The sequence below is a fragment of the Duganella callida genome (genome assembly GCF_004614165.1).
Lineage (GTDB): Bacteria > Pseudomonadota > Gammaproteobacteria > Burkholderiales > Burkholderiaceae_D > Rugamonas > Rugamonas callida.
In genome coordinates this window covers 1-18,750 of record NZ_SPVG01000211.1, presented here as the reverse complement: position 1 = coordinate 18,750, position 18,750 = coordinate 1, and the positions used below count along the sequence as shown (strand labels likewise).

Annotated in this window: 20 protein-coding genes; 7 read left to right on the top strand and 13 right to left on the bottom strand. The window is 64.9% G+C overall.

Features of this window, described 5'->3' with window-relative positions:
- Positions 1-17: 17 nt before the first annotated feature.
- Positions 18-524 (top strand): hemerythrin domain-containing protein, encoded by a 507-nt coding sequence (locus tag E4L98_RS21315; protein WP_135203553.1) that lies wholly within the window; start codon positions 18-20, stop codon positions 522-524.
- 12 nt (positions 525-536) lie between these two features.
- Here E4L98_RS21315 and coaD read toward each other — a convergent pair whose 3' ends face one another.
- From coaD to E4L98_RS21290, 5 genes are all read right to left on the bottom strand, one after another.
- Positions 537-1,676, bottom strand: coding sequence for a pantetheine-phosphate adenylyltransferase (gene coaD / locus E4L98_RS21310; protein ID WP_135203552.1), 1,140 nt, complete (start codon positions 1,674-1,676; stop codon positions 537-539).
- Positions 1,677-1,708: 32 nt separating this feature from the next.
- Entirely contained in the window at positions 1,709-3,097 is a 1,389-nt protein-coding gene (locus E4L98_RS21305) for an ATP-binding protein (RefSeq protein ID WP_135203551.1), read from the bottom strand.
- A complete protein-coding gene (locus E4L98_RS21300) occupies positions 3,094-3,753 on the bottom strand; it encodes a response regulator (protein WP_135203550.1) in 660 nt (219 codons plus the stop codon). The genes E4L98_RS21305 and E4L98_RS21300 overlap by 4 nt, the downstream gene beginning before the upstream one ends.
- Positions 3,754-3,798: 45 nt before the next feature.
- Positions 3,799-5,304: a Do family serine endopeptidase gene (locus tag E4L98_RS21295; RefSeq protein ID WP_135203549.1), complete on the bottom strand. Its 1,506-nt coding sequence runs from the start codon at positions 5,302-5,304 to the stop codon at positions 3,799-3,801.
- A gap of 152 nt (positions 5,305-5,456) precedes the next feature.
- Positions 5,457-5,915 (bottom strand): Hsp20 family protein, encoded by a 459-nt coding sequence (locus tag E4L98_RS21290; RefSeq protein ID WP_135203548.1) that lies wholly within the window; start codon positions 5,913-5,915, stop codon positions 5,457-5,459.
- Positions 5,916-6,106: 191 nt separating this feature from the next.
- Between E4L98_RS21290 and E4L98_RS21285 the strand changes: the two genes are divergently transcribed.
- From E4L98_RS21285 to E4L98_RS21270, 4 genes are all read left to right on the top strand, one after another.
- The gene (locus E4L98_RS21285) at positions 6,107-7,981 is read left to right on the top strand and encodes a M61 family metallopeptidase (protein WP_135203547.1); all 1,875 of its coding nucleotides are present in this window, start codon (positions 6,107-6,109) and stop codon (positions 7,979-7,981) included.
- A gap of 86 nt (positions 7,982-8,067) precedes the next feature.
- Positions 8,068-8,661 (top strand): glutathione S-transferase family protein, encoded by a 594-nt coding sequence (locus E4L98_RS21280; protein WP_135203546.1) that lies wholly within the window; start codon positions 8,068-8,070, stop codon positions 8,659-8,661.
- Positions 8,662-8,716: 55 nt separating this feature from the next.
- Positions 8,717-9,355: a glutathione S-transferase family protein gene (locus tag E4L98_RS21275; RefSeq protein WP_135203545.1), complete on the top strand. Its 639-nt coding sequence runs from the start codon at positions 8,717-8,719 to the stop codon at positions 9,353-9,355.
- Positions 9,356-9,373: 18 nt separating this feature from the next.
- Positions 9,374-9,712, top strand: a complete 339-nt coding sequence (locus E4L98_RS21270) for a hypothetical protein (RefSeq protein ID WP_135203544.1) — start codon at positions 9,374-9,376, stop codon at positions 9,710-9,712.
- On the opposite strand, the gene E4L98_RS21265 is transcribed toward E4L98_RS21270, so the two are convergent.
- From E4L98_RS21265 to imuA, 4 genes are all read right to left on the bottom strand, one after another.
- On the bottom strand, positions 9,709-10,467 hold the full coding sequence (locus E4L98_RS21265; protein ID WP_135203543.1) for an alpha/beta hydrolase family protein: 759 nt from the start codon (positions 10,465-10,467) through the stop codon (positions 9,709-9,711). The two genes, E4L98_RS21270 and E4L98_RS21265, sit on opposite strands and share 4 nt — an antisense overlap.
- A gap of 27 nt (positions 10,468-10,494) precedes the next feature.
- Positions 10,495-11,316, bottom strand: a complete 822-nt coding sequence (locus E4L98_RS21260) for a TlpA family protein disulfide reductase (protein ID WP_135203542.1) — start codon at positions 11,314-11,316, stop codon at positions 10,495-10,497.
- 63 nt (positions 11,317-11,379) lie between these two features.
- Positions 11,380-12,858 carry a Y-family DNA polymerase gene (locus E4L98_RS21255; protein WP_135203541.1) on the bottom strand — a complete coding sequence of 493 codons (1,479 nt, stop codon included), beginning with the start codon at positions 12,856-12,858 and terminating at the stop codon, positions 11,380-11,382.
- A complete protein-coding gene (gene imuA, locus E4L98_RS21250; protein ID WP_135203540.1) occupies positions 12,785-13,483 on the bottom strand; it encodes a translesion DNA synthesis-associated protein ImuA in 699 nt (232 codons plus the stop codon). Before imuA ends, E4L98_RS21255 begins: the two co-directional genes overlap by 74 nt.
- A gap of 118 nt (positions 13,484-13,601) precedes the next feature.
- Between imuA and E4L98_RS21245 the strand changes: the two genes are divergently transcribed.
- The gene (locus E4L98_RS21245) at positions 13,602-14,849 is read left to right on the top strand and encodes a putative Na+/H+ antiporter (RefSeq protein ID WP_135203539.1); all 1,248 of its coding nucleotides are present in this window, start codon (positions 13,602-13,604) and stop codon (positions 14,847-14,849) included.
- On the opposite strand, the gene E4L98_RS21240 is transcribed toward E4L98_RS21245, so the two are convergent.
- Both E4L98_RS21240 and E4L98_RS21235 read right to left on the bottom strand, forming a co-directional pair.
- Positions 14,846-15,139: an addiction module antidote protein gene (locus E4L98_RS21240; RefSeq protein ID WP_135203538.1), complete on the bottom strand. Its 294-nt coding sequence runs from the start codon at positions 15,137-15,139 to the stop codon at positions 14,846-14,848. The genes E4L98_RS21245 and E4L98_RS21240 overlap by 4 nt on opposite strands.
- 9 nt (positions 15,140-15,148) lie before the next feature.
- Positions 15,149-15,436 carry a type II toxin-antitoxin system RelE/ParE family toxin gene (locus tag E4L98_RS21235; RefSeq protein WP_135203537.1) on the bottom strand — a complete coding sequence of 96 codons (288 nt, stop codon included), beginning with the start codon at positions 15,434-15,436 and terminating at the stop codon, positions 15,149-15,151.
- A gap of 189 nt (positions 15,437-15,625) precedes the next feature.
- On the opposite strand from E4L98_RS21235, the gene E4L98_RS21230 reads away from it, so the two are divergent.
- Complete coding sequence (locus E4L98_RS21230; RefSeq protein WP_135203536.1) at positions 15,626-16,612, top strand: TlpA family protein disulfide reductase; 987 nt, start codon at positions 15,626-15,628, stop codon at positions 16,610-16,612.
- Between the two features lies 1 nt (position 16,613).
- On the opposite strand, the gene E4L98_RS21225 is transcribed toward E4L98_RS21230, so the two are convergent.
- Complete coding sequence (locus E4L98_RS21225) at positions 16,614-17,723, bottom strand: extracellular catalytic domain type 1 short-chain-length polyhydroxyalkanoate depolymerase (protein ID WP_229257494.1); 1,110 nt, start codon at positions 17,721-17,723, stop codon at positions 16,614-16,616.
- A gap of 77 nt (positions 17,724-17,800) precedes the next feature.
- Positions 17,801-18,750, bottom strand: a 950-nt coding sequence (locus tag E4L98_RS21220; protein WP_229257493.1) for a DUF3418 domain-containing protein, incomplete at its 5' end; no start/stop codon positions are given.

Sequence of the window (18,750 nt, the reverse complement as noted above, 5' to 3'; positions counted from 1 at the left end):
CCACGTAAGGAGCCGACATGAGAACCACTTCCCACACGCCCGCCAAAGTAGGCAAAGCCATCCCGACCGAAACCGATCCGCAGGATGCGATCACCCTGCTGACGGAGGACCATGAACAGGTGAAATCGCTGTTCGAGCAATACGAACAACTGGGCGATCGCGCCAATGTCAGCAAGCACAAGCTGGCGATGCAGATCTGCGAAGAGCTGATCAGGCACACCATGATCGAGGAAGAAATCTTCTATCCGGCTGTACGCAAAGCCATCAAGGACGACGACATCATGGACGAGTCGCTGGTCGAACACGCTTCCGCCAAAGACCTGATTGCGCAGATCCAGGAAATGGAACCGACCGACGACCTGTTCGACGCCAAGGTCAAAGTGCTGTCGGAAATGATCGACCACCACGTCGAAGAAGAAGAAACCGACATGTTCCCGAAAGTCCGCAAAACCAAGCTGGACCTGATGGAACTGGGCGAAGCCATGGCCGCGCGCAAGGAAACCATCGAACTGCCGCCGCAGTAAAATCGGGGGACTCTACAGCCCGGCGATTTCGCGCTGCATGTTGGCGATGGCGCGCTCGTTGTACTGGTCGGCGAAGTAGGCGTCGCGGAACAGCTGGCCCGCTTCGGCCTTGCGGCTCAGGTGCGCCAGCGCGCCGCTGCGCTGGCGACGATATTCGTCGTCCGGCAGGTGGAGGTATTCCTGCCGGATCGCGCGCGCGTAGTTATGGTAGACCTCGTCGTCCTGGCCGAGGATGGCCAGATCCACACACAGCAAAATATCTTTCAGGCGATGGGTGATGCTGGCTTCCTGGAAGTGGTCGGTCGCACGTATCAGCTCGGCCGCGTCGCTCATTTCCTGCCCCAGGTGGCTGCCCAGCCATAGTTGCGCGCTGGCTTCTTCGTTGGTCGGCGCGCCGGCATCGCGGTTGTGGCCATATTCCGCGTCGTGGAACCAGAACGCCTGTTTGATGATGTCGACGTCGGCCGCGTCGGGCCGGGTGTTGGCGGCCCAGACGCGGATTTCGCACAGGCCGTGCACCAGGTGGTCGAGGTTGTGGTAATGGCGCGCCGCGCCGCCATACGCGGTCTCGCCGGTCAGGCGGGCGAACCAGTCGTCGGCGTGGGCGATGGCGGTGGCGTCGCGGTGTTCGTAGTCCCACAGGGTTTCCCACTCGCGCCGCAGCCAGCTCAGCACCCAGGCGTGGTAGGCCGGTCCCGGCACGAATTTCTTCATGATCCAGTTCCAGCCGATCGGCCCTTCCAGCGCTTTCACGAACGAGGAGCTGACCGAACCCAGGTCGCGCGGCGGCATCACGAACACGGTCTTGGCGCCCTGCAGCACGTCGACGTTGGTCTGCTGGATCAGGTTTTCGTAGTCGAAGTCGGCGGTGGTGCGGATGCCGCGGATCAGGCAGTGCACGCCCTGCTTCTTGGCCGCGCGCGCCGTGTAGTCGCCGCGCACGATCACCACCGAGACGTTATCCCAGCCCTGCTCGGCGCAACTGAGCGCGATGATGCTCTTGCGCTCCTCGGCCGTGAACTTGGGCTTCTTGGCCGGATTCTCGGACAGGAATACCACCACCTCGTCCGCCAGCGAACGCGCTTCGTTGATCACCCACATATGACCGTTGGTGATCGGGTCCAGCGTTCCCGAAAATCCGATTTTCTTCATGCACCACTCCCACGCCATGTAAAAACGGCATTTTAGACTGGAGTGGGCTTTACAGTCTCGGGAAAATCGACGCTGATCTTCAGCCCCCCCAGCCGCTCGGACTGGTCGAGCTTGAGGGTGGCATGGTGGCGCTCGGCAATCGACTGCACGATGGCCATGCCCAGACCGCTGCCGCCGGCCGGGCTGCCGGGCACGCGGTAGAAGCGGCTGAACACCCGTTCGCGCTCTTCCGGCGGGATGCCGGGACCGGAATCTTCCACGCTCAGCACGATGCGCGCCGGGGCGTTTTTTGTGGCGCCCACGCTACGGCGCAAGTCGATATCGACGGTGCCGCCGGCCGGCGTGTACTTGATGGCGTTGTCGACCAGATTGCGCAGCAGGATCAGCAGCGCGTCCTGCTGGCCGGCCAGCACCACCTCGTCGGCATGATTCAGGCCCAGGTCGATCTGGCGCGCCTGGGCCAGGCCGTTCATGTCGCCGAGCACGCGCTTGACCAGGTCGCTGAGATTGACCGGCTCCAGCTTGACTTCCTCGACGCCGCCCTCCTGCCGCGCCAGCACCAGCAGTTGCTCGACCAGCCGCGTGGCGCGCTCGATGCCGGCCGTGACGCGCGAGACGGCCACGCTGCGCGCGGCGGCATCCTGCGCCCGCTCCAGGCTCAGCACCTGCAATTTCAGGGCCGCCAGCGGCGTGCGCAACTCGTGCGCGGCATCGGCCACGAAGTGCTGCTGCGCCTCGAACGCCGTGCGCACGCGCACGAACAGCAGGTTCAGTTCCTGCACCAGCGGCAGCACCTCGTCCGGCAGGTCGTTTTCCGACACCGGCGACAAATCGTCGGCCTGGCGCGCCGCCACCTGCCGCTTGACGCGCGACACCGGCGCCAGCGAGCCGGACACCACCCACCACACCACCAGCATCAGCACCGGCGCCATGACGGCGATCGGTCCGACGGTGCGCAGCGCCAGCGTGCCGGCCATGCGCTGGCGCACCGCCATGTCCTGGGCGATCTGTACGGTCTGGTTGGAAGTCTGCACCGAGAACACGCGGTAGGTGGTCTTGTTGACCCGCACGTTGGAAAAGCCCAGCACCGCCCGTTGCGGCAGCGCCGCGCGCGACAGCGAGCGGAATACCTGGGCACCGTCCGGGGTCCAGACCTGCACCACCAGGTCATCGTTTTCCGGATCGGCCGCGGTGTCGGCGGCCTTGTTGGTCAGCGTGGCGCTGGAACGCAGCGACATCGCCATCTGCTGCATGTGGTAGTCGAAGATCTGGTCGGCGTCGCTGAGCGCGCTGCGGTAGGCGATGGTGGCCTGCGCCAGAGCCGCCATGGTGATGGCGGCCAGCAAAAACCATAGCAGGCGGCCGCGCAGGGAGTGCGTCACCACCGGCACGCGCGGCAGCGACGGGACCTTCACCTTCATAGTTTGGGCACCATGTAGCCCAGGCCGCGCACGTTCTGTATCAGTTCCGCGCCGAGTTTCTTGCGCAGGCCGTGGATGTAGACTTCGACCGCGTTGCTGTTGACCTCATCCTTCCAGCTGTACAGCTTTTCTTCCAGCTGGTGGCGCGACAGCACGATGCCGGGACGCGCGATCAGCGCTTCCAGCACCGCCCATTCGCGCGCCGACAGGCTGACCGGCTTGCCGTCGGCGATCACTTCGCGCGTCTGCGGATTGACGGTGACGTTGCCGTGTTCGAAGATCGGTTCGGCGCGGCCGGCCGAGCGGCGCAGCAAGGCGCGGATACGCGCCAGCAGTTCGTCGAGGTCGTAGGGTTTGAGCACGTAATCGTCGGCGCCGGCGTCGAGGCCGGCGATGCGCTGTTCCTTGGCGTCGCGCGCGGTGGCGATCAGCACCGGGGTCAGTTCCTTGCGCGCGCGCATCGAGCGCAGCACGTCCAGGCCGTCCTTGCGCGGCAGGCCCAGGTCCAGCAGCACCAGGTCGTAGGTCTGGGTCTGCAGCGCGGTGTCGGCCATCGCGCCGTCCTTGACCCAGTCCACCGCGTAGTGCTCGGCCCGCAGCAGGTCGAGCACCACTTCACCGATCATCGTGTCGTCTTCTACCAGCAGAAGTCGCATATTGTTCCCTTTCTGTTTTTGTTCAGCGTTCTGCCGGCCAGCAGATTACCCCAGGCGGACCGGTATGAAGATTTTATCGTCGCCACGCTGGATCAGCAATGCCACCGACTTGGAAGACTTGCCGACCACCTCGCGCACCTGATCGATGCTGTTGACCGGACGGCCGTTCACCGACAGCAGCACGTCGCCCGGCTGCACGCCGGCATCGGCCGCGGCGCCGCCGGCGTCCTGGATCAGCAGGCCGCTGGCGATGCCGGAATCGCGGCGCTCGGCCGGGTCCAGCGGCCGCAGCGACAGACCGAGACGCATCTTGGCGCTGGCCTGATCGACCGGCGCATCGGCCCTGGCGACCTTGTCGCTGGCATTGCCCAGGGTGGCCGTGATCTGCACCGGCTTGCCCTGACGCCAGACTTCCAGGTTGATCTTCTCGCCCGGCGCCGACAGACTGATCACCGACGGCAGGTCGGCAGAGCTGATGACCTTCTGGCCGTTCAGCGAGCGGATCACGTCGCCGGCTTTCAGGCCGGCCTTGTCGGCCGGGCCGCCGCGTTCCACATTCGACACCAGCGCGCCTTCGGGCGTCGCCAGGTTGAAGGAATCGGCAAAGCTCTGGTTGACTTCCTGCACCGTCACGCCCAGCTTGGCGTGCACCACCTTGCCGGTGGAGACGATCTGGTTCTTGATCTTGTTCGCCACGTCGATCGGGATGGCGAACGACAAGCCCTGGTAGCCGCCGGTCTGGCTGTAGATCTGCGAATTGATGCCGACCACTTCGCCGCGCGTGTTGAACAGCGGGCCGCCCGAGTTGCCGGGATTGACCGCGACGTCGGTCTGGATGAACGGCACATTACCATCGGGCAGCGAGCGGCCCTTGGCGCTGACCACGCCGGCGGTCACGGTGTTATCGAGGCCGTATGGCGAGCCGATCGCCAGCACCCATTCACCCACTTTCAGGTCGTTGTCGCGCGCCAGCGGCACCACCGGCAGATTCTTGGCGTCGATCTTCAGCACGGCGACGTCGCTCTGCGGGTCGGAGCCCAGCACCTTGGCGCGGAATTCACGGCGGTCGGTCAGCTTGACCACCACCTCGCTGGCATCGCGCACCACGTGCGCATTGGTCAGGATGATGCCGTCCGAGCTGATGATGAAGCCGGAGCCCAGGCCATGGGTCGGCACCGAACGCTGCTGGCCGCGCTGCTGGCCCTGGAAGCGGCGGAAGAATTCATAGAACGGATCGTCGCCGAACGGGTCGTTGCCACGCGCCTGCGGACCATCGCCTTCGTAGGCGGTCTTGGTGCTGCCGGTGACGTTGATGTTGACCACCGCCGGGCCATTATGGGCGACGATGGTGCTGAAGTCCGGCAGCGTGATGCCAGGCGCGCCAACCGGGACCGGCGCCGGCGCCGCGGCGGTTGCGGGCGCAACGGCGGCGGCGGGGACGGTGGCGGCTGCGACAGCGGCATTCTGCTTGACTGCGACTGCACCGCCGACGCCGATCACGCCCAGCACGGCGACTGCGACAGCGGCCTGTTTGAGAGTCGATTTGGACATAACGGTTCTCCTGGATGAATAAGGATTTTAGATGTATCCAATATGAAGGATCAAACTTAGACCCTGCTTAACTTTGGGGGCAGCCAGGTGTGGCGCCACAACGCACAAATGGCCGGATCACCGGCCATTTGTGGTACTGCTGTCAGACGCGCTTAAGCGGCGGCGCGTTGTTCCAGCGCGGTCACGTTGTCCGCGCCGTCGATGACGATTTTACGTGGCTTCAACGCCTCCGGAATCTCACGCACCAGTTCGATGGTAAGCATGCCGTTGTCGAAGCTGGCGCCGGTCACCTTGACGTGGTTGGCCAGCTGGAAGCGCTGTTCGAAATCACGCGAAGCGATACCGCGGTGCAGGAAGGTGCGCTCGGTGGTCTCTTTCTGCTTGCGGCCGACCACGGTCAGCGAATCGCGCTCGAAGGTGATGTCGATTTCCGAACGGTTGAAGCCAGCCAGCGCCATGACGATGCGGTATTGGTCTTCCGAAACCAGTTCGATGTTGTAAGGAGGATAGCTGGGAGCGGAGTCGCTGCGGGCGGCGTCATTCAGCATTTGTGCCAGACGGTCGAAGCCGATAGCGGAACGGTACAGGGGGGTCAGGTCGAAAGTACGCATGATAAATATCCTTGTCAAAATAAGCGATATGGGTTGTGAGTGTCGGGAGCATCCCCGTCTCGCGGTCCCCGTCTGGGCAACCGCTGAGTCCTATATAAGTCGGCCCAAAAAGGTTTCAAGAGGTCTTTTTTCAAATTTTTTCGATTTCCTTCGTGCTACACTCGTTTCCTTTTTCAAACCGGTTTTTGATCATGTTACTGACCCGTGCCGTACTTGCCGCCGTGCTGGCTACCGCCTTCAGCGCCCAGGCCGCCTCCGATACGCCCTACCCGGGCACCATCGTCCTGAAAGTAGATGCATCCAACACCGCGCAGAATATCTTCCGCGTGCGCGAGACCATCCCGGCCAAGCCCGGCAAGCTGACCCTGCTGTATCCGCAGTGGATCCCCGGCAATCACGGTCCCAGCGGCGCGCTCAACCAGTTCGCCGGCCTGAAGGTGACGGCCAACGGCCAGCCGCTGCAATGGGTGCGCGACATGGTCAACGTCTACGCCTTCCACCTGGAGGTGCCGAAAGGCGCCGCCAGCGTCGAGGTCGAGTTCGAATACCTGTCGCCGGTGGAGGCCAACCAGGGCCGCGCCACCATGACCAACGACATCGTCGGCGTGCAGTGGCAATCGGTGACGCTGTACCCGGCCGGCTACAACAGCCGCAAGATCACGGTGCAGCCGAACCTGAAGGTGCCGGCCGGCTGGCAGTACGGCAGCGCGCTGGAACAGCAGGCGCGCACCGGCGACGACGTCGCCTTCAAGCCGCTGGACCTGGAAACCCTGATCGACTCGCCGCTGTTCGCCGGCCGCTATTTCCGCCAGATCGACCTCGATCCGGGCGCGAAGATCCCGGTGCGCCTGAACGTGGTGGCCGACTCGGCCGAGCAGCTGGAGGCGACGCCGGAGCAGATCGCGCCGCACCGCGAGATGGTGCGGCAAGCGTATAAGCTGTTTAACTCGCAGCACTACAAGCATTACGATTTCCTGTTCGCCATCAGCGACGAATTCGGCGGCATCGGCCGCGAGCACCACCAGTCCAGCGAGAACGGCGTCAAGCTTGGTTACTTCGCCGAGTGGAACAAGTACGAAGCGCGGCGCGAGCTGCTGTCGCACGAATTCACCCACTCGTGGAACGGCAAGTTCCGCCGCCCGGCCGGCCAGAACGTGCCCGACTTCAACACCCCGCTGCAAAACGAACTGCTGTGGGTGTACGAAGGCCAGACCCAGTACTGGGGCCAGGTGCTGGCCGCGCGCGCGGGCCTGATCAAGCCGGAACATACGCGCGACCTGATCGCCGCCACCGCCGCCCGCTACGACAACGTCAAGGGCCGCGAATGGCGCGCGGTGCAGGACACCGTCAACGATCCTATCGTCAACGCCCGCCGGCCGCAGGGCTGGAACAACTGGCAGCGCGCCGAGGATTACTACTCGGAAGGTGAACTGATCTGGCTGGACGCCGACACCAAGATCCGCGAACTGTCAGGCGAGAAAAAATCGCTGAACGATTTCGCCCGCAGCTTCTTCGGCGTCGACGACGGCGCCTACGTCGCCAAGCACTACACCTTCGACGACGTGGTGAAGGCGCTCAACGCGGTGCAGCCCTACGACTGGGCGCAGTTCCTGCGCAGCCGCCTGGACGGCCACGGCCCGGGCGCACCGCTGGACGGCCTGGCACGCGCCGGCTGGAAGCTGGTGTACACCGACAAGCCGACCGATTTCCTCAAGGCGCAGGAAGACCTGAGCAAGTCGGCCAACTTCCAGTATTCGCTGGGCTTCTCGGTGGGCGCGGACGGCAAGCTGGAAGCGTTCCAGTGGGAAGGCGTGGGCTTCAAGGCCGGCCTGTCCGGCGGCGCGCAACTGCTGGCGGTGAACGGCCGCGCCTACAAGCCGGAACTGCTGCGCGCGGCGGTGACGGCGGCCAAGGGCGGCAAGGAGCCGATCAACCTGCTGGTCAAAAAAGGCAATCTGTACCAGACCTATGCGCTCGACTATCACGACGGCCTGAAGTATCCGCGCCTGGAACGCATCGCCGGCACGCCGGACCGGCTGGAAGCGATCCTGCAACCACTGAAGTAATCCCACATCAAAGCCGAGCGCGGCAGACAGCGTAACGTGGTCCACAGGCCGGGATGCTCCCGGCCTGTTTTTCAAGGAGCACGATCATGATCACGCTGCACACCTGGACCACCCCGAACGGCCGCAAGATTTCCATCATGCTGGAAGAACTCGGGATTCCCTACCTCATCAAGACCGTCAACCTGATCCAGGGCGAGCAGTTTTCCCCGGCCTACCAGGCGATCTCGCCGACCAACAAAATCCCGGTGCTGAGCGATAGCGGAATCGACGGCAGAACCATCACGGTATTCGAAAGTGGCGCCATCCTGCAGTATCTGGCCGAGAAAACCGGTCAACTGCTACCCGACCATGGCGCCGACCGCTACCAGGTGCTGGAATGGCTGCACTGGCAGACCGCCAGCCTGGGCCCGGTGCTGAGCCAGCTGGTGGCCGAGTCCACCAATACCCACCTGGCCGACGAGGCCGATCGCCTGCTGGGTGTGATGGATCGCCAGCTGACCCGCTACACCTACATGGCCAACGAGGAATACAGCATCGCCGACATCGCCTGTTACCCGTGGGTGGCGGCGCTGCGCCACGCACCGGCGCTGGGCAGCAGGCCGCATCTGCGGCGCTGGATCAACACGCTGTCGTCGCGCGCGGCCGTGCAGCGCGGCATGGCCTTGCCACGTTTAAACTGAACGCGCCTCCGGCAGCAAACGCGGTACCCTAGCCGCACTAGACTGGAGGATCGCGATGCTGACACTGCACACCTGGACCACGCCGAACGGCCGCAAAATTCCCATCATGCTGGAGGAGCTGGGGCTGGAATACGATATTCTGGCGGTCGACATCGGCAAGGGCGAACAATTCACGCCCGAGTTTCTGGCCATGTCGCCCAACAACAAGATCCCGGCCCTGGAACACGTCGACGCCGACGGCAACAAGTTGACCATCTTTGAAAGCGGCGCGATCTTGCAGTATCTGGCCGAGAAAACCGGGCAACTGCTGCCGGCCGCCGGTCCCGCGCGCTACCAGGTGCTGGAATGGCTGCATTGGCAGATCGGCGGGCTGGGGCCGATGTTCGGCCAGCTCGGCTTCTTCGCCTTGCGCTCGGAGGAAAAATCGCCGCTGGCGATCGACCGCTTCGTCGAAGAAGCCGACCGCCTGATGGGCGTGATGGACAAGCAGCTGTCGAAACATCCCTACATCGCCGGCGCGCAGTACAGCATCGCCGACATAGCCTGCTACCCGTGGGCGGTGGCCGCGCGCGACAAGCTCAAGCCGGCCGTCGGCGACAAGCTGGCCGACAAGCCGCATCTGAACCGCTGGCTGGACATGATAGGCGCGCGCCCCGCCGTCCAGCGCGGCATGGCCTTGCCGAAAGTCGACTAGAACGGTTATGCTGAGTCCATGAACAAAGACACCGATATCCAGCTCAGCGGCCCGTTCAAGGCCACCGACGGCGCCGGCCGCGCCCACGACGTCAAGGCGATCCGCATTTTCGATGAAGGCTACGGCGCCATCGACGTGTATGTCGACTTCAAGGCGCCGATCAGCGGACTGCACAAGGACAAGGCCCTGATCGCGGCCGTGGTGGCGCAACTGCGCACGGTCGGCTACAAGGGGCCGGAGCTGGCGCCCGGCGATCCGGTCTTGCAGGAAAGCCGGCTGCTGGTGCTGGAAGCGCCCGACGAATTCAATACCTTTGCCGCCGGCAAGGGCTGGAAAGACCTGTCGGAAGATTTCTAAAATACATAGCGCCCGGCCCAGGCGGCGATGAGGTTGGCGACGTAGACCGCATCCTCGCGCCGGGTCAGCAAGTGGTCGGCGCTGTCCAGCGAAATAAAACTCTTCGGATGCCTGGCCGCCATGAAAATATCCATGGCGTTGTTGATGCTGACCGTGTCGTCGCCCGGCGCGTGCATCAACAGCAGCGCGCGCTGCAGGCCGGCGATCTTTTGCTTCAGGTTGTGGCTGCCCGCATCCTCGACAAACTGCTGCCGGATGCGGAATGGCCGCCCGGCCAGCTGCACCAGCGCTTCGCCTTCGCGCGCGATCTCATCCAGATGCTGGCCGAACAGGCCGACCACGGAGGCGGTATCGCTGGGCGCGGCGATCGTCACCACCGCTTTGACTTCCGGCATCTCGCACGCCGCCGCCAGCGCCGCCGCGCCGCCCAGGCTGTGGCCGATCAGCAGACGCGGCGCCTGAAACTGCTGGCGCAGGAAATCGGCGGCCGCCACCAGGTCCGCCAGGTTGGACGAGAAATTGGTGTTGGCGAACTCGCCCTCGCTGGCGCCCAGGCCGGTGAAATCGAAACGCAGCACGGCGATGCCATGTTCGGTCAGCGCCTGCGCCACCCGGCTCGCGGCAAACACATCCTTGCCGCAGGTGAAGCAGTGGGCGAACAGCGCATACGCCTTGATCTCGCCCGCCGGCTGGTCCAGCCGCGCCGCCAGCTTATCGCCGTGGGCGCCGATAAATTCTTGTCGATGTGAATGCATGGCCTGTCCTGGTGATGGAATCAGGCATCATTTAACCAAACTTCCGGGCGGCTGTGTCGCCACCTCTCCCAAATGCTGGGTCAGCGCGGCTTCCGACAGCGCGCCCATGTGCTGGTACACCAGCTTGCCGGAGGCGTCGAACATCAGGGTGGTCGGATAGCCCATCACCTGGAAATCGCGGGCCACGGCCTGCTGCGGGTCGAGCAGCACATTTTTCAGCGATAGCCGGGCAATGGTGAGGAATTCGACCACCGTATCCAGCGGCTCGGCCTGGTTCACGAAGACGAAATTCACGTCCGGCCGTTGCGCCTGTACCGCCGCCATGGCCGGCATTTCCTTCTGGCAGGGTGGGCACCAGGTGGCCCAGAAATTGATTACCGTCGGCTTGCCGCGGAAGTCGCCGATGGTCACCGGGCGGCCTTGCAGGTCCTGCAGCACCTGGGACGGCATGCTGCCCTGTGTCGCGGTGCGGGCAAACAGCGCCAGCGAGCCGGCGATCCAGACCACGCTGGCCGCGCCCACCGTCCACAGCATGGCCTTGCGGATCGCGCGCGTGCGGTGGATCTGCGCCAGCGCATAGACCCAGGCGGCGATCACGCCGGCCTCGGCATCCCAGCCGCCGTCGCGGATGTCGAGGATGGTCAGCGGGCTGCTCAGATACAGCGAGCGATAACGCCAGACGAAGAACAGCCGCGCCGCCGCCAGTGCGATCAACAGCATCCAGGTGATGGTGGCTTCGATCTTGCGCTCGCTACGGCGGTCGAAATACCGGGCCATGGCCAGGCAGACGAGCGCCGTCAACAACACCAGCAGGGCGGTGTACGGCACCAGTAAAGGTCCTAGTTTCATTTCTCAATCGCATAAAGTCTAAGCAGGGCATGATAAAGACCTTTCTTTTAAAGAAACTTAAACTCAGCCGAACAAGCCTTGCAAGTACCAGCGCGGCTCGCGCTCATCCTGCTGGCCGCTGCGCTCGCGGTACAACCAGTAAAACGCGCGGTCCTCGCCCTCCGCCATGTAGTAGTCGCGGGCCAGCGTCTGGCTCCACCAGCCGGCCTCGACGCGCTCGCCGGTGGAACAGATGCGCAGCGGCGAACCGTAATAGGGCCGGTGGTCGCGCAGTACCAGCGGAATCGGCCTGGCCAGCAGCCACGCCGGCCGCGGCAGACTGCCCACCTGCGGCGGCAATTGCGCGCGCGCGTCGGCCGGACGGATTCTTTCCTGGATGCTGGCCCAGTGGTTGGCCTGCTCGGGACGGTAATCGGCGCGCGGCACAGCCTGCAGCACATTCTCCGCCCCCAGCCGGGCGGTCAGCAGCTCCAGCACACGCTGCCAGTCCTCCTTGCTGCCGCCCGGTTCGGGAAACAGCGACTCACTGGGCGGCGCCATCGGCCGCACCTGCGGCGCCTCCAGCGCCAGCCCGATCACCGGCGCCTCCAGCACCTGCTTGGCCAGGCGCTCTTTCAGCAGCCGCAGCAGATGGGTGTCGCGCCAGGTCGGCTCGCCCAGCACCACCTCGATCACGGTCGGCGCCCGCGCCACCCGGCCGCGCTCATGCTCCAGCAACAACTGGATACGTTCCACCGCCAGCTGATGCGCGCTCAGCCAGCCGGTCAGCTGCAGCAGCAGCCGCTGGGCGCCGTACAGCAGCGCGTCGGCCTGCTCCACGCGGTCGAACAGTTCCATCCTGGCGCGGAAACTGGCCGGCGCCTCCAGCCAGGTGTGCAGTTCCGGCCGGGCGCCATGGGCATCGTCCAGCATGTCCAGCACAGCGCGGCCACAACGGCGCTGCAGGCCGGGACGCGGCAGTGCGTGGAGCTGGCCCAGGGTCTGGCAGCCTATGCCTTCCAGCCAGCCCAGATACGGCCGCGCCGGCGGCAGCAGAGCGGCCGGCAGCGCCGCCAGCTTGCGCGCCAGCGTGCCCATGGTGACGGCGCGGCCGGCATCGGCACAGGCCAGCAGCCAGGCGCCGCGCGCGGTGGGCGCACAGCCGAGGGTGCCGGTGAAGCCCAGCGCGCGCACGCTGGCCGCCACTTGCCGGCACAGCGCGCGGATGCCGCCGAACAGCCGCAGGCTGGCGCCGACGTCGAGCAGCAGCGTCGCCTCTTCCGCCAGTGCCAGCTGCGGCGTGAACTGCAGCAGCGCCATGGCGGCGGCGTGCAGCCCTTCCGCCTCCAGCGGCGGCGAACGCTGCTGGAACTGCGCGCGCGGCGCCAGCATGATGGCGCCGCCGCGCCGCAAGCCCGCGCGCACGCCGGCCTCGTAGGCCGAGTCTGCCATGGCGACCACCCGCTCCCGCTCCAGCACCACCGTGCCGTTATCCGCCGACCAGCGCGGGCAGAATACTTCGAGCGGGAGCCGGGGCAGGTGTATCGCGATCCAGAGGCGCATGATTTCGTTGCAACAAAGACGGGGTCAAGGGAAGAAACAAGGGCGCGTCGCGCTGCGGCCCGCGCCGCTTGACGAAACCGATGTGCACGCCGCCCTGGGTGGGCTTGAGCGACAGCCGCAACGGCGCCGGCGACGCATCCTGCGCCGCCGCCAGCGGCCGCAGCATGCAGAACAGCGTGTCGTTGCTCTGCGCCGCCAGATGCAGGCGGCGCAGCGTTTCGCCGCGCGCCTGTTTCTGCCACATCAGCAGCGCGCCGCAACAGCCGCTGCGCAGCACCTGCTCGGCCGCCCACAGCGCGTCGCTGGCCTTGGCGCCGCTGCGTAGCCACAGCAGCTGCGACGGTTCCAGTCCAAGCGCGGCCAGCGCCAGCACCTGCGGCGCATGCGGCGGCTCCAGCAGCACAATGGGCCGCTGGCCCAGCGCCTTTAACACCGGTTGCAGCAAACGCAGTTCACCGATGCCGGACTGCTGCAGCAGCAAATCGATCAGCGTGCCCAGCGGCCAGCCGCCGCCCGGCAACTGCGCCGACAGCGCGGCAAAGCCCGTATCCAGGCAACGCGTCTGGCTGTGCGCAAGCTGAGAGGCCCGCCACAGGGACGGGTGCACGGTTTCGGGGTGGTTCATGGCATTATAAGGCAAATACTGTATAAATACACAGTACTCTTTCAAGGCCATTTTGGCAAGGTGTATCGTGCGTGCTTTGCGGTACCATGCTGGAAGAAAAATTGACAAAGGACGCATTTTGCAAACGATACAACTGGTCGGCGCGATCCTGTTCGGCCTGGCGCTGCTGCACACTTTCGCCGCCAAATCCTTCGAGGTGCTGGCGCACCGCCACCCGCGCCATGCCGGGCTGTTCCATCTGCTGGGCGAGGTCGAGGTGGTGTTCGGCTTCTGGGCCTGCGTCCTGATACTGGCGCTGGCCTTGCTCAACGGTGGCGAAGCGGCGGTCGCCTACGCCGAATCGCGCCAGTACACCGAGCCGCTGTTCGTGTTCGTGGTGATGGTGGTGGCGGCGTCGCGGCCGGTGCTGGCCATCGTCGAGCGCGTACTGCTGGCGATGGCGCGCGCGATGCCGTTGCGTACCGAGGTGGCGCTGGTGTGGCTGGGCCTGGCGCTGGTGCCGCTGACCGGCTCGCTGATCACCGAGCCGGCCGCGATGACGCTGGCGGCGCTGATGCTGGCGCCGCTGATTTTCCGCGACGGCATGCCGGAACGGCTGAAATACGCCGCGCTGGGCGTCCTGTTCGTGAACATTTCGATCGGCGGCCTGCTGACCGCCTACGCCGCGCCGCCGGTGCTGATGGTGGCCGCGAACTGGCAATGGGACAGCGCCTTCATGGCGGCGCAGTTCGGCTGGAAAGCGATGGTGGCGGTGCTCATCAACGCCAGCGCCGCCACCTTCGCACTGCGCCGCCACCTGCGCGCGCCGGCCGCCGGCGATGCCGCAGCCGCCCCGGTGCCGCTGGCCGCCAGCGCCATCCACCTGGGCTTCCTGGCGGCGGTGGTGCTGCTGGGCCATCACACGGAACTGTTCCTGGGTGTGTTCATGTTCTTCCTCGGCTACACCCAAGCCTACCAGCGGCACCAGAGTCCGTTGATCATCAAGGAAGGCTTGCTGGTCGGCTTCTTCCTGGCCGGGCTGGTGGTATTGGGCGGCATGCAGCAATGGTGGCTGCAGCCCATCGTCGAAAGCCTGTCGCCGCTGGCCCTGTTTTTCGGCGCCATGAGCCTGACCGCGATCACCGACAATGCCGCCCTCACCTATCTGGGCTCGCTGATCGACGGCATCTCCGCGCCGGCGCAATACATGCTGATGGCGGGCGCCGTGACTGGCGGCGGCCTGACCGTGATCGCCAACGCGCCGAACCCGGCGGGCGTGGCCCTGTTGCGCCGCGGCTTCCGCGACGAATCCATCGGCACGCTCGGCCTGCTGGCAGGCGCCCTCGCCCCCACCGCAGTCGCCGCCCTGGCCTTTCTGCTGCTTTAAGCTGCCACCTTGACACGGAATTGCAATCCAAGTGCGCGCATCACTTTCAGAACCGTGGCAAAACTTGGATTGCCGTCAGCTGAAAGTGCCTTGTACAGGCTTTCTCGTCCCAGGCCAGTGTCATTAGCGAGTTGAGTCATGCCGTGCGAACGAGCGATATTGCCCAGAGCCTTGGCAATAAATTCCACATCGTCTCCAGCCTCCTCAAGGCACGCATCGAGATAGAGTGCAATATCCTCTGGGCTCCGCAGATGTGCCGCGCTATCCCAGCTTGTTAATTTGAGTGTCATGTCTGTCCCCTACAACTGTTTCGCAAGCAATCGCGCGATTTTGATGTCCTTGCTTTGAGACGCTTTATCGCCGCCGGCTAAAACTATGATGGCTGTGCTCCCTTGCATTGCATAGTAAACGCGATAGCCCGGGCCATAATCAATCCGCAATTCGGATACGCCGTCGCCGACAAAATGATGGTCACCCAAGTTCCCATCCTCCAGGCGATCTATACGCATCTGTATGCGCGCCCGGGCTTTTTTATCTTTAAGATGAGCAAACCATGAGCTGAAACCCTCAGTCTGTAAGACATCCATCTTGGCTAACCTTTTACAGTGTATTCCATGAGATACACTCAAACAAGAAAAGCTTACGACCGCTATCGAACCGCAGGCTTGAGGTGGCTCATGCTTTCTTGGCCTAGTCGTGTAGGCGATTCTTGCACCTTTTATCTGTGCCAGCGGATGGGTAGGATGGGTTGATGTTGAACTCATCGAGGGTGTGTCATGAAATGGAGCGCGGTGGTGTTGGTGTTGTGCGGCTTGCTGTCGGCGGGCGCCGGGGCGGCGGATGCGAATGATGGCGGCGATGGCCGGCAGCGCGCGCAGCGTGTGGGGCAGAAACTGGTCGGGCAGCCGGGACCGCGCGCCACGCTGACGAGCATCGACGGTCAGCGTATCGATCTGGCGTCGTTCTACGGCAAGCAGCCTGTGTATCTGAAGTTCTGGGCCACCTGGTGCATCCCCTGCAATCAGCAGGCGCCGGGGTTCGAGCAGATTTATCAGCAATACGGCAAGCGCATCGCCATGGTGGCGGTCAATACCGGCTACAGCGAGACCGCGGCCGATGTCCGCGCCTTCGTCGCCAAGTACCAGCTGCATATACCGACCGTGATCGACGACGGCACGCTCGGCGCCCAGCTCGATCTGCGCGTGACGCCGCAGCATATCGTGATCGATGCCAATGGCCGCGTCGTGCACGTCGGCCATCTGGATGACAAGGAGTTGCATGATGCGCTGGAGCGGGTGGCGAAGACGCCGGCTTCGGGCGACGCGGTTGCACTGGCGCCGCAGGGCAAGGCGCCGGCGGCGTTCAAGGTCGGCGACAAGGTCAGCGGCATCAGCCTCACCACCATGGCCGGCGACAAGGTGACGCTGGGCGCCGGCAAGCCGCGCACGCTGGTGTTCTTCTCGCCCTGGTGCGAGTCGTATCTGAAGGACAGCCGTCCGGCCGTCGCCGCCGCCTGCGCCCGCACCCGCATCGAGACGGAGAAACAGGCCGAGGGCCGCGGCCAGGAATGGCTGGCCATTGCGTCGCCGTTGTGGACTTCGCGCTCGGAGCTCAGCGATTACGCCAAGGAGAAGCACACCGCGATTCCGCAGGCGCTGGATCAGGATGGCGCCGTTTTCCGCGCCTTCGGCGTGCGCAATATTCCGACCGTCGTCAAGCTGGATGCACAAGGCCGCATCACCAGCATCGGCACGCAGCAGTGATTCAAACGCGCTGGTGATGGCGGAAGAACTCCAGCATCATCCGGCTCGCATCCGGTCCGGCGCGCTGGTTGAATGACAGCGCCGGATCGCCGCCGCTCCAGGCATGCTCCAGCTGTTCGATCTGGACCACGCGCAGGATGGGTTTTCTGCCCTCATAAAACTCGTGCAACTGGTGCGCATTGCGGCTGCCGCCGCGTCCGCGCGGCTTGTGTGTGATCTTCGCCAGGCCGGCCAGGCGGTTCAGCTGCAGGCTTTGGCGCATCAACTGGGCCTGGTTGATGGGGTGGACCACGCCGTCGCCCTCGCCCTGCAACAGGATCGCCGGCATGCCGGGGAATTCGGGATGGCGCTGCAGGATTTCCTGCACCGCGAGATCGGGACGCATGCCGGGCGCGCCATTTTTCATCACGCTCAGGGCGCCCAGTGTATTGTGGCCGGCGCCGAACACCGGGCCGGAATGCAGGCCGACGGCGGCGAACAGATGGGGATGGTTGAGCGCGACGATGTTGGCCATGCCGGCGCCGGCCGAGATGCCGGCGATGTAGATGCGCGAGCGGTCGACCGGGTACTGCGTCATCACCCTGTGGACGATACCGACGATGGTGGGGACGTCGCCGCCGCCATGCTGCGTGTCGCGGTCGTACCATTTCCAGCAGCGCTGCGGGTGGCTACTGAGCAGTTGCTGAGGATAGACCACCGCATGGCCCACCTCCTCCGCCATCAAATTCATGCGCGTGCCCTGCGCGAACTGGGTGGCGGTCTGCTGGCAGCCGTGCAGCATCACGACCAGCGGCAGGTTTTCCGCGCGGCTGTTCGGCAGATACAGCCAATAGTTCATGCGCTTGCCGCCGGCGGCGGGCACGTGGGAAGACAACCATTTGCCGGGAGCGACGGCGGACGCGAACTCCGGCGCGGGCGCCACCGCGGCCGAGGCGCCGACGCGCGTGCCGCCGGTCGCACGCGGTTTGACAGCGGCCTTGCGCTTCCTGGTTTTCGGCTTGGGCGGCGCGGCCGCCTCGGCGGCCGCCTTGGAGACGGCGACGAACAGCTTCGCGGACCGGGTTCCGGCCCGTAGCAGACTACTCATCAGCTTGCCGGTCTTGACCTTCATCGCAACCTCCTGGAGTTGCCAATCAGTCTACCCCAAAGCCGCCGCGCGCTGCGTACGGCAACGCGCACAGGGCCGGTTTAGCGCTGCATCGACTCCCACACTTTCTGCAAGCGCTTGGCCGACACCGGCATCGGCGTGCGCAGCTCCTGCGCGAACAGCGAGACGCGCAATTCCTCGAGCATCCAGCGGAATTCCACCAGCTTCGGATCGGTATTCTTGCCGGCCGACTTGTCGCGCATCGCACGCTGGTAAGCCGCGGCGGCCTGCTGCCATTCCGCCGTCAGTTTCGCATCGCGGGACGGATCGCCGCGCAGCTTTTCGATCCGCACGTTCATCGCCTTCAGATAGCGCGGGAAGTGCGCCAGCTGGCTGTAGTCGTTCTCCTGCAGGAAGCGCTTGTGCACCAGCCCTTGCAGTTGCTGCTGCATGTCCTGCGCCGCCTGCTGCGGCAGACCTTGCAGACGCTTGGGCAGGCCGTGGAACTCGGTCAGCACCTGCGACAGCAACCGCGCGATCTCGTTCACCAGCAGCACCAGGCGCGACTTGCCCTCTTCCTTGCGCTTGGCGAAGCTGGCGGCGTCGACCGGCAGCGGGTCCTGCAGGCAGGCGATGTCCAGCGCCTTGTTGATGATCTGCTCGCGCAGTTCTTCCTGCGTGCCCATGCTCATGAACTGCATGCCCATCTGCTGCAGGCCGGGGATGCTCTTTTCGATGAACTTGATCTGGTCCTTCATCTGCAGCGCGAACAGGCGGCGCAGGCCGACGCGGTGCGTGCGCGCGGCAACATTCGGATCGTCGAACACTTCCAGGTCGCAGTGCGTGCCCTTGTCGACCAGCGCCGGGAAGCCGATCAGCGTCAGCTTGCCCTGAGCGATTTCCAGCAGCTCCGGCAGTTCGCCGAAAGTCCACGAAGTCAGGTTGGTCAACGTGATGTTGTTGGCGGCTGTGCTGGCCGCAGGCGCGGGCGCACTGGCGGACTTGCCGCCGGCCGATGCCGCGGAAACGGCAGGCGCCGGCGCGGCAGCGC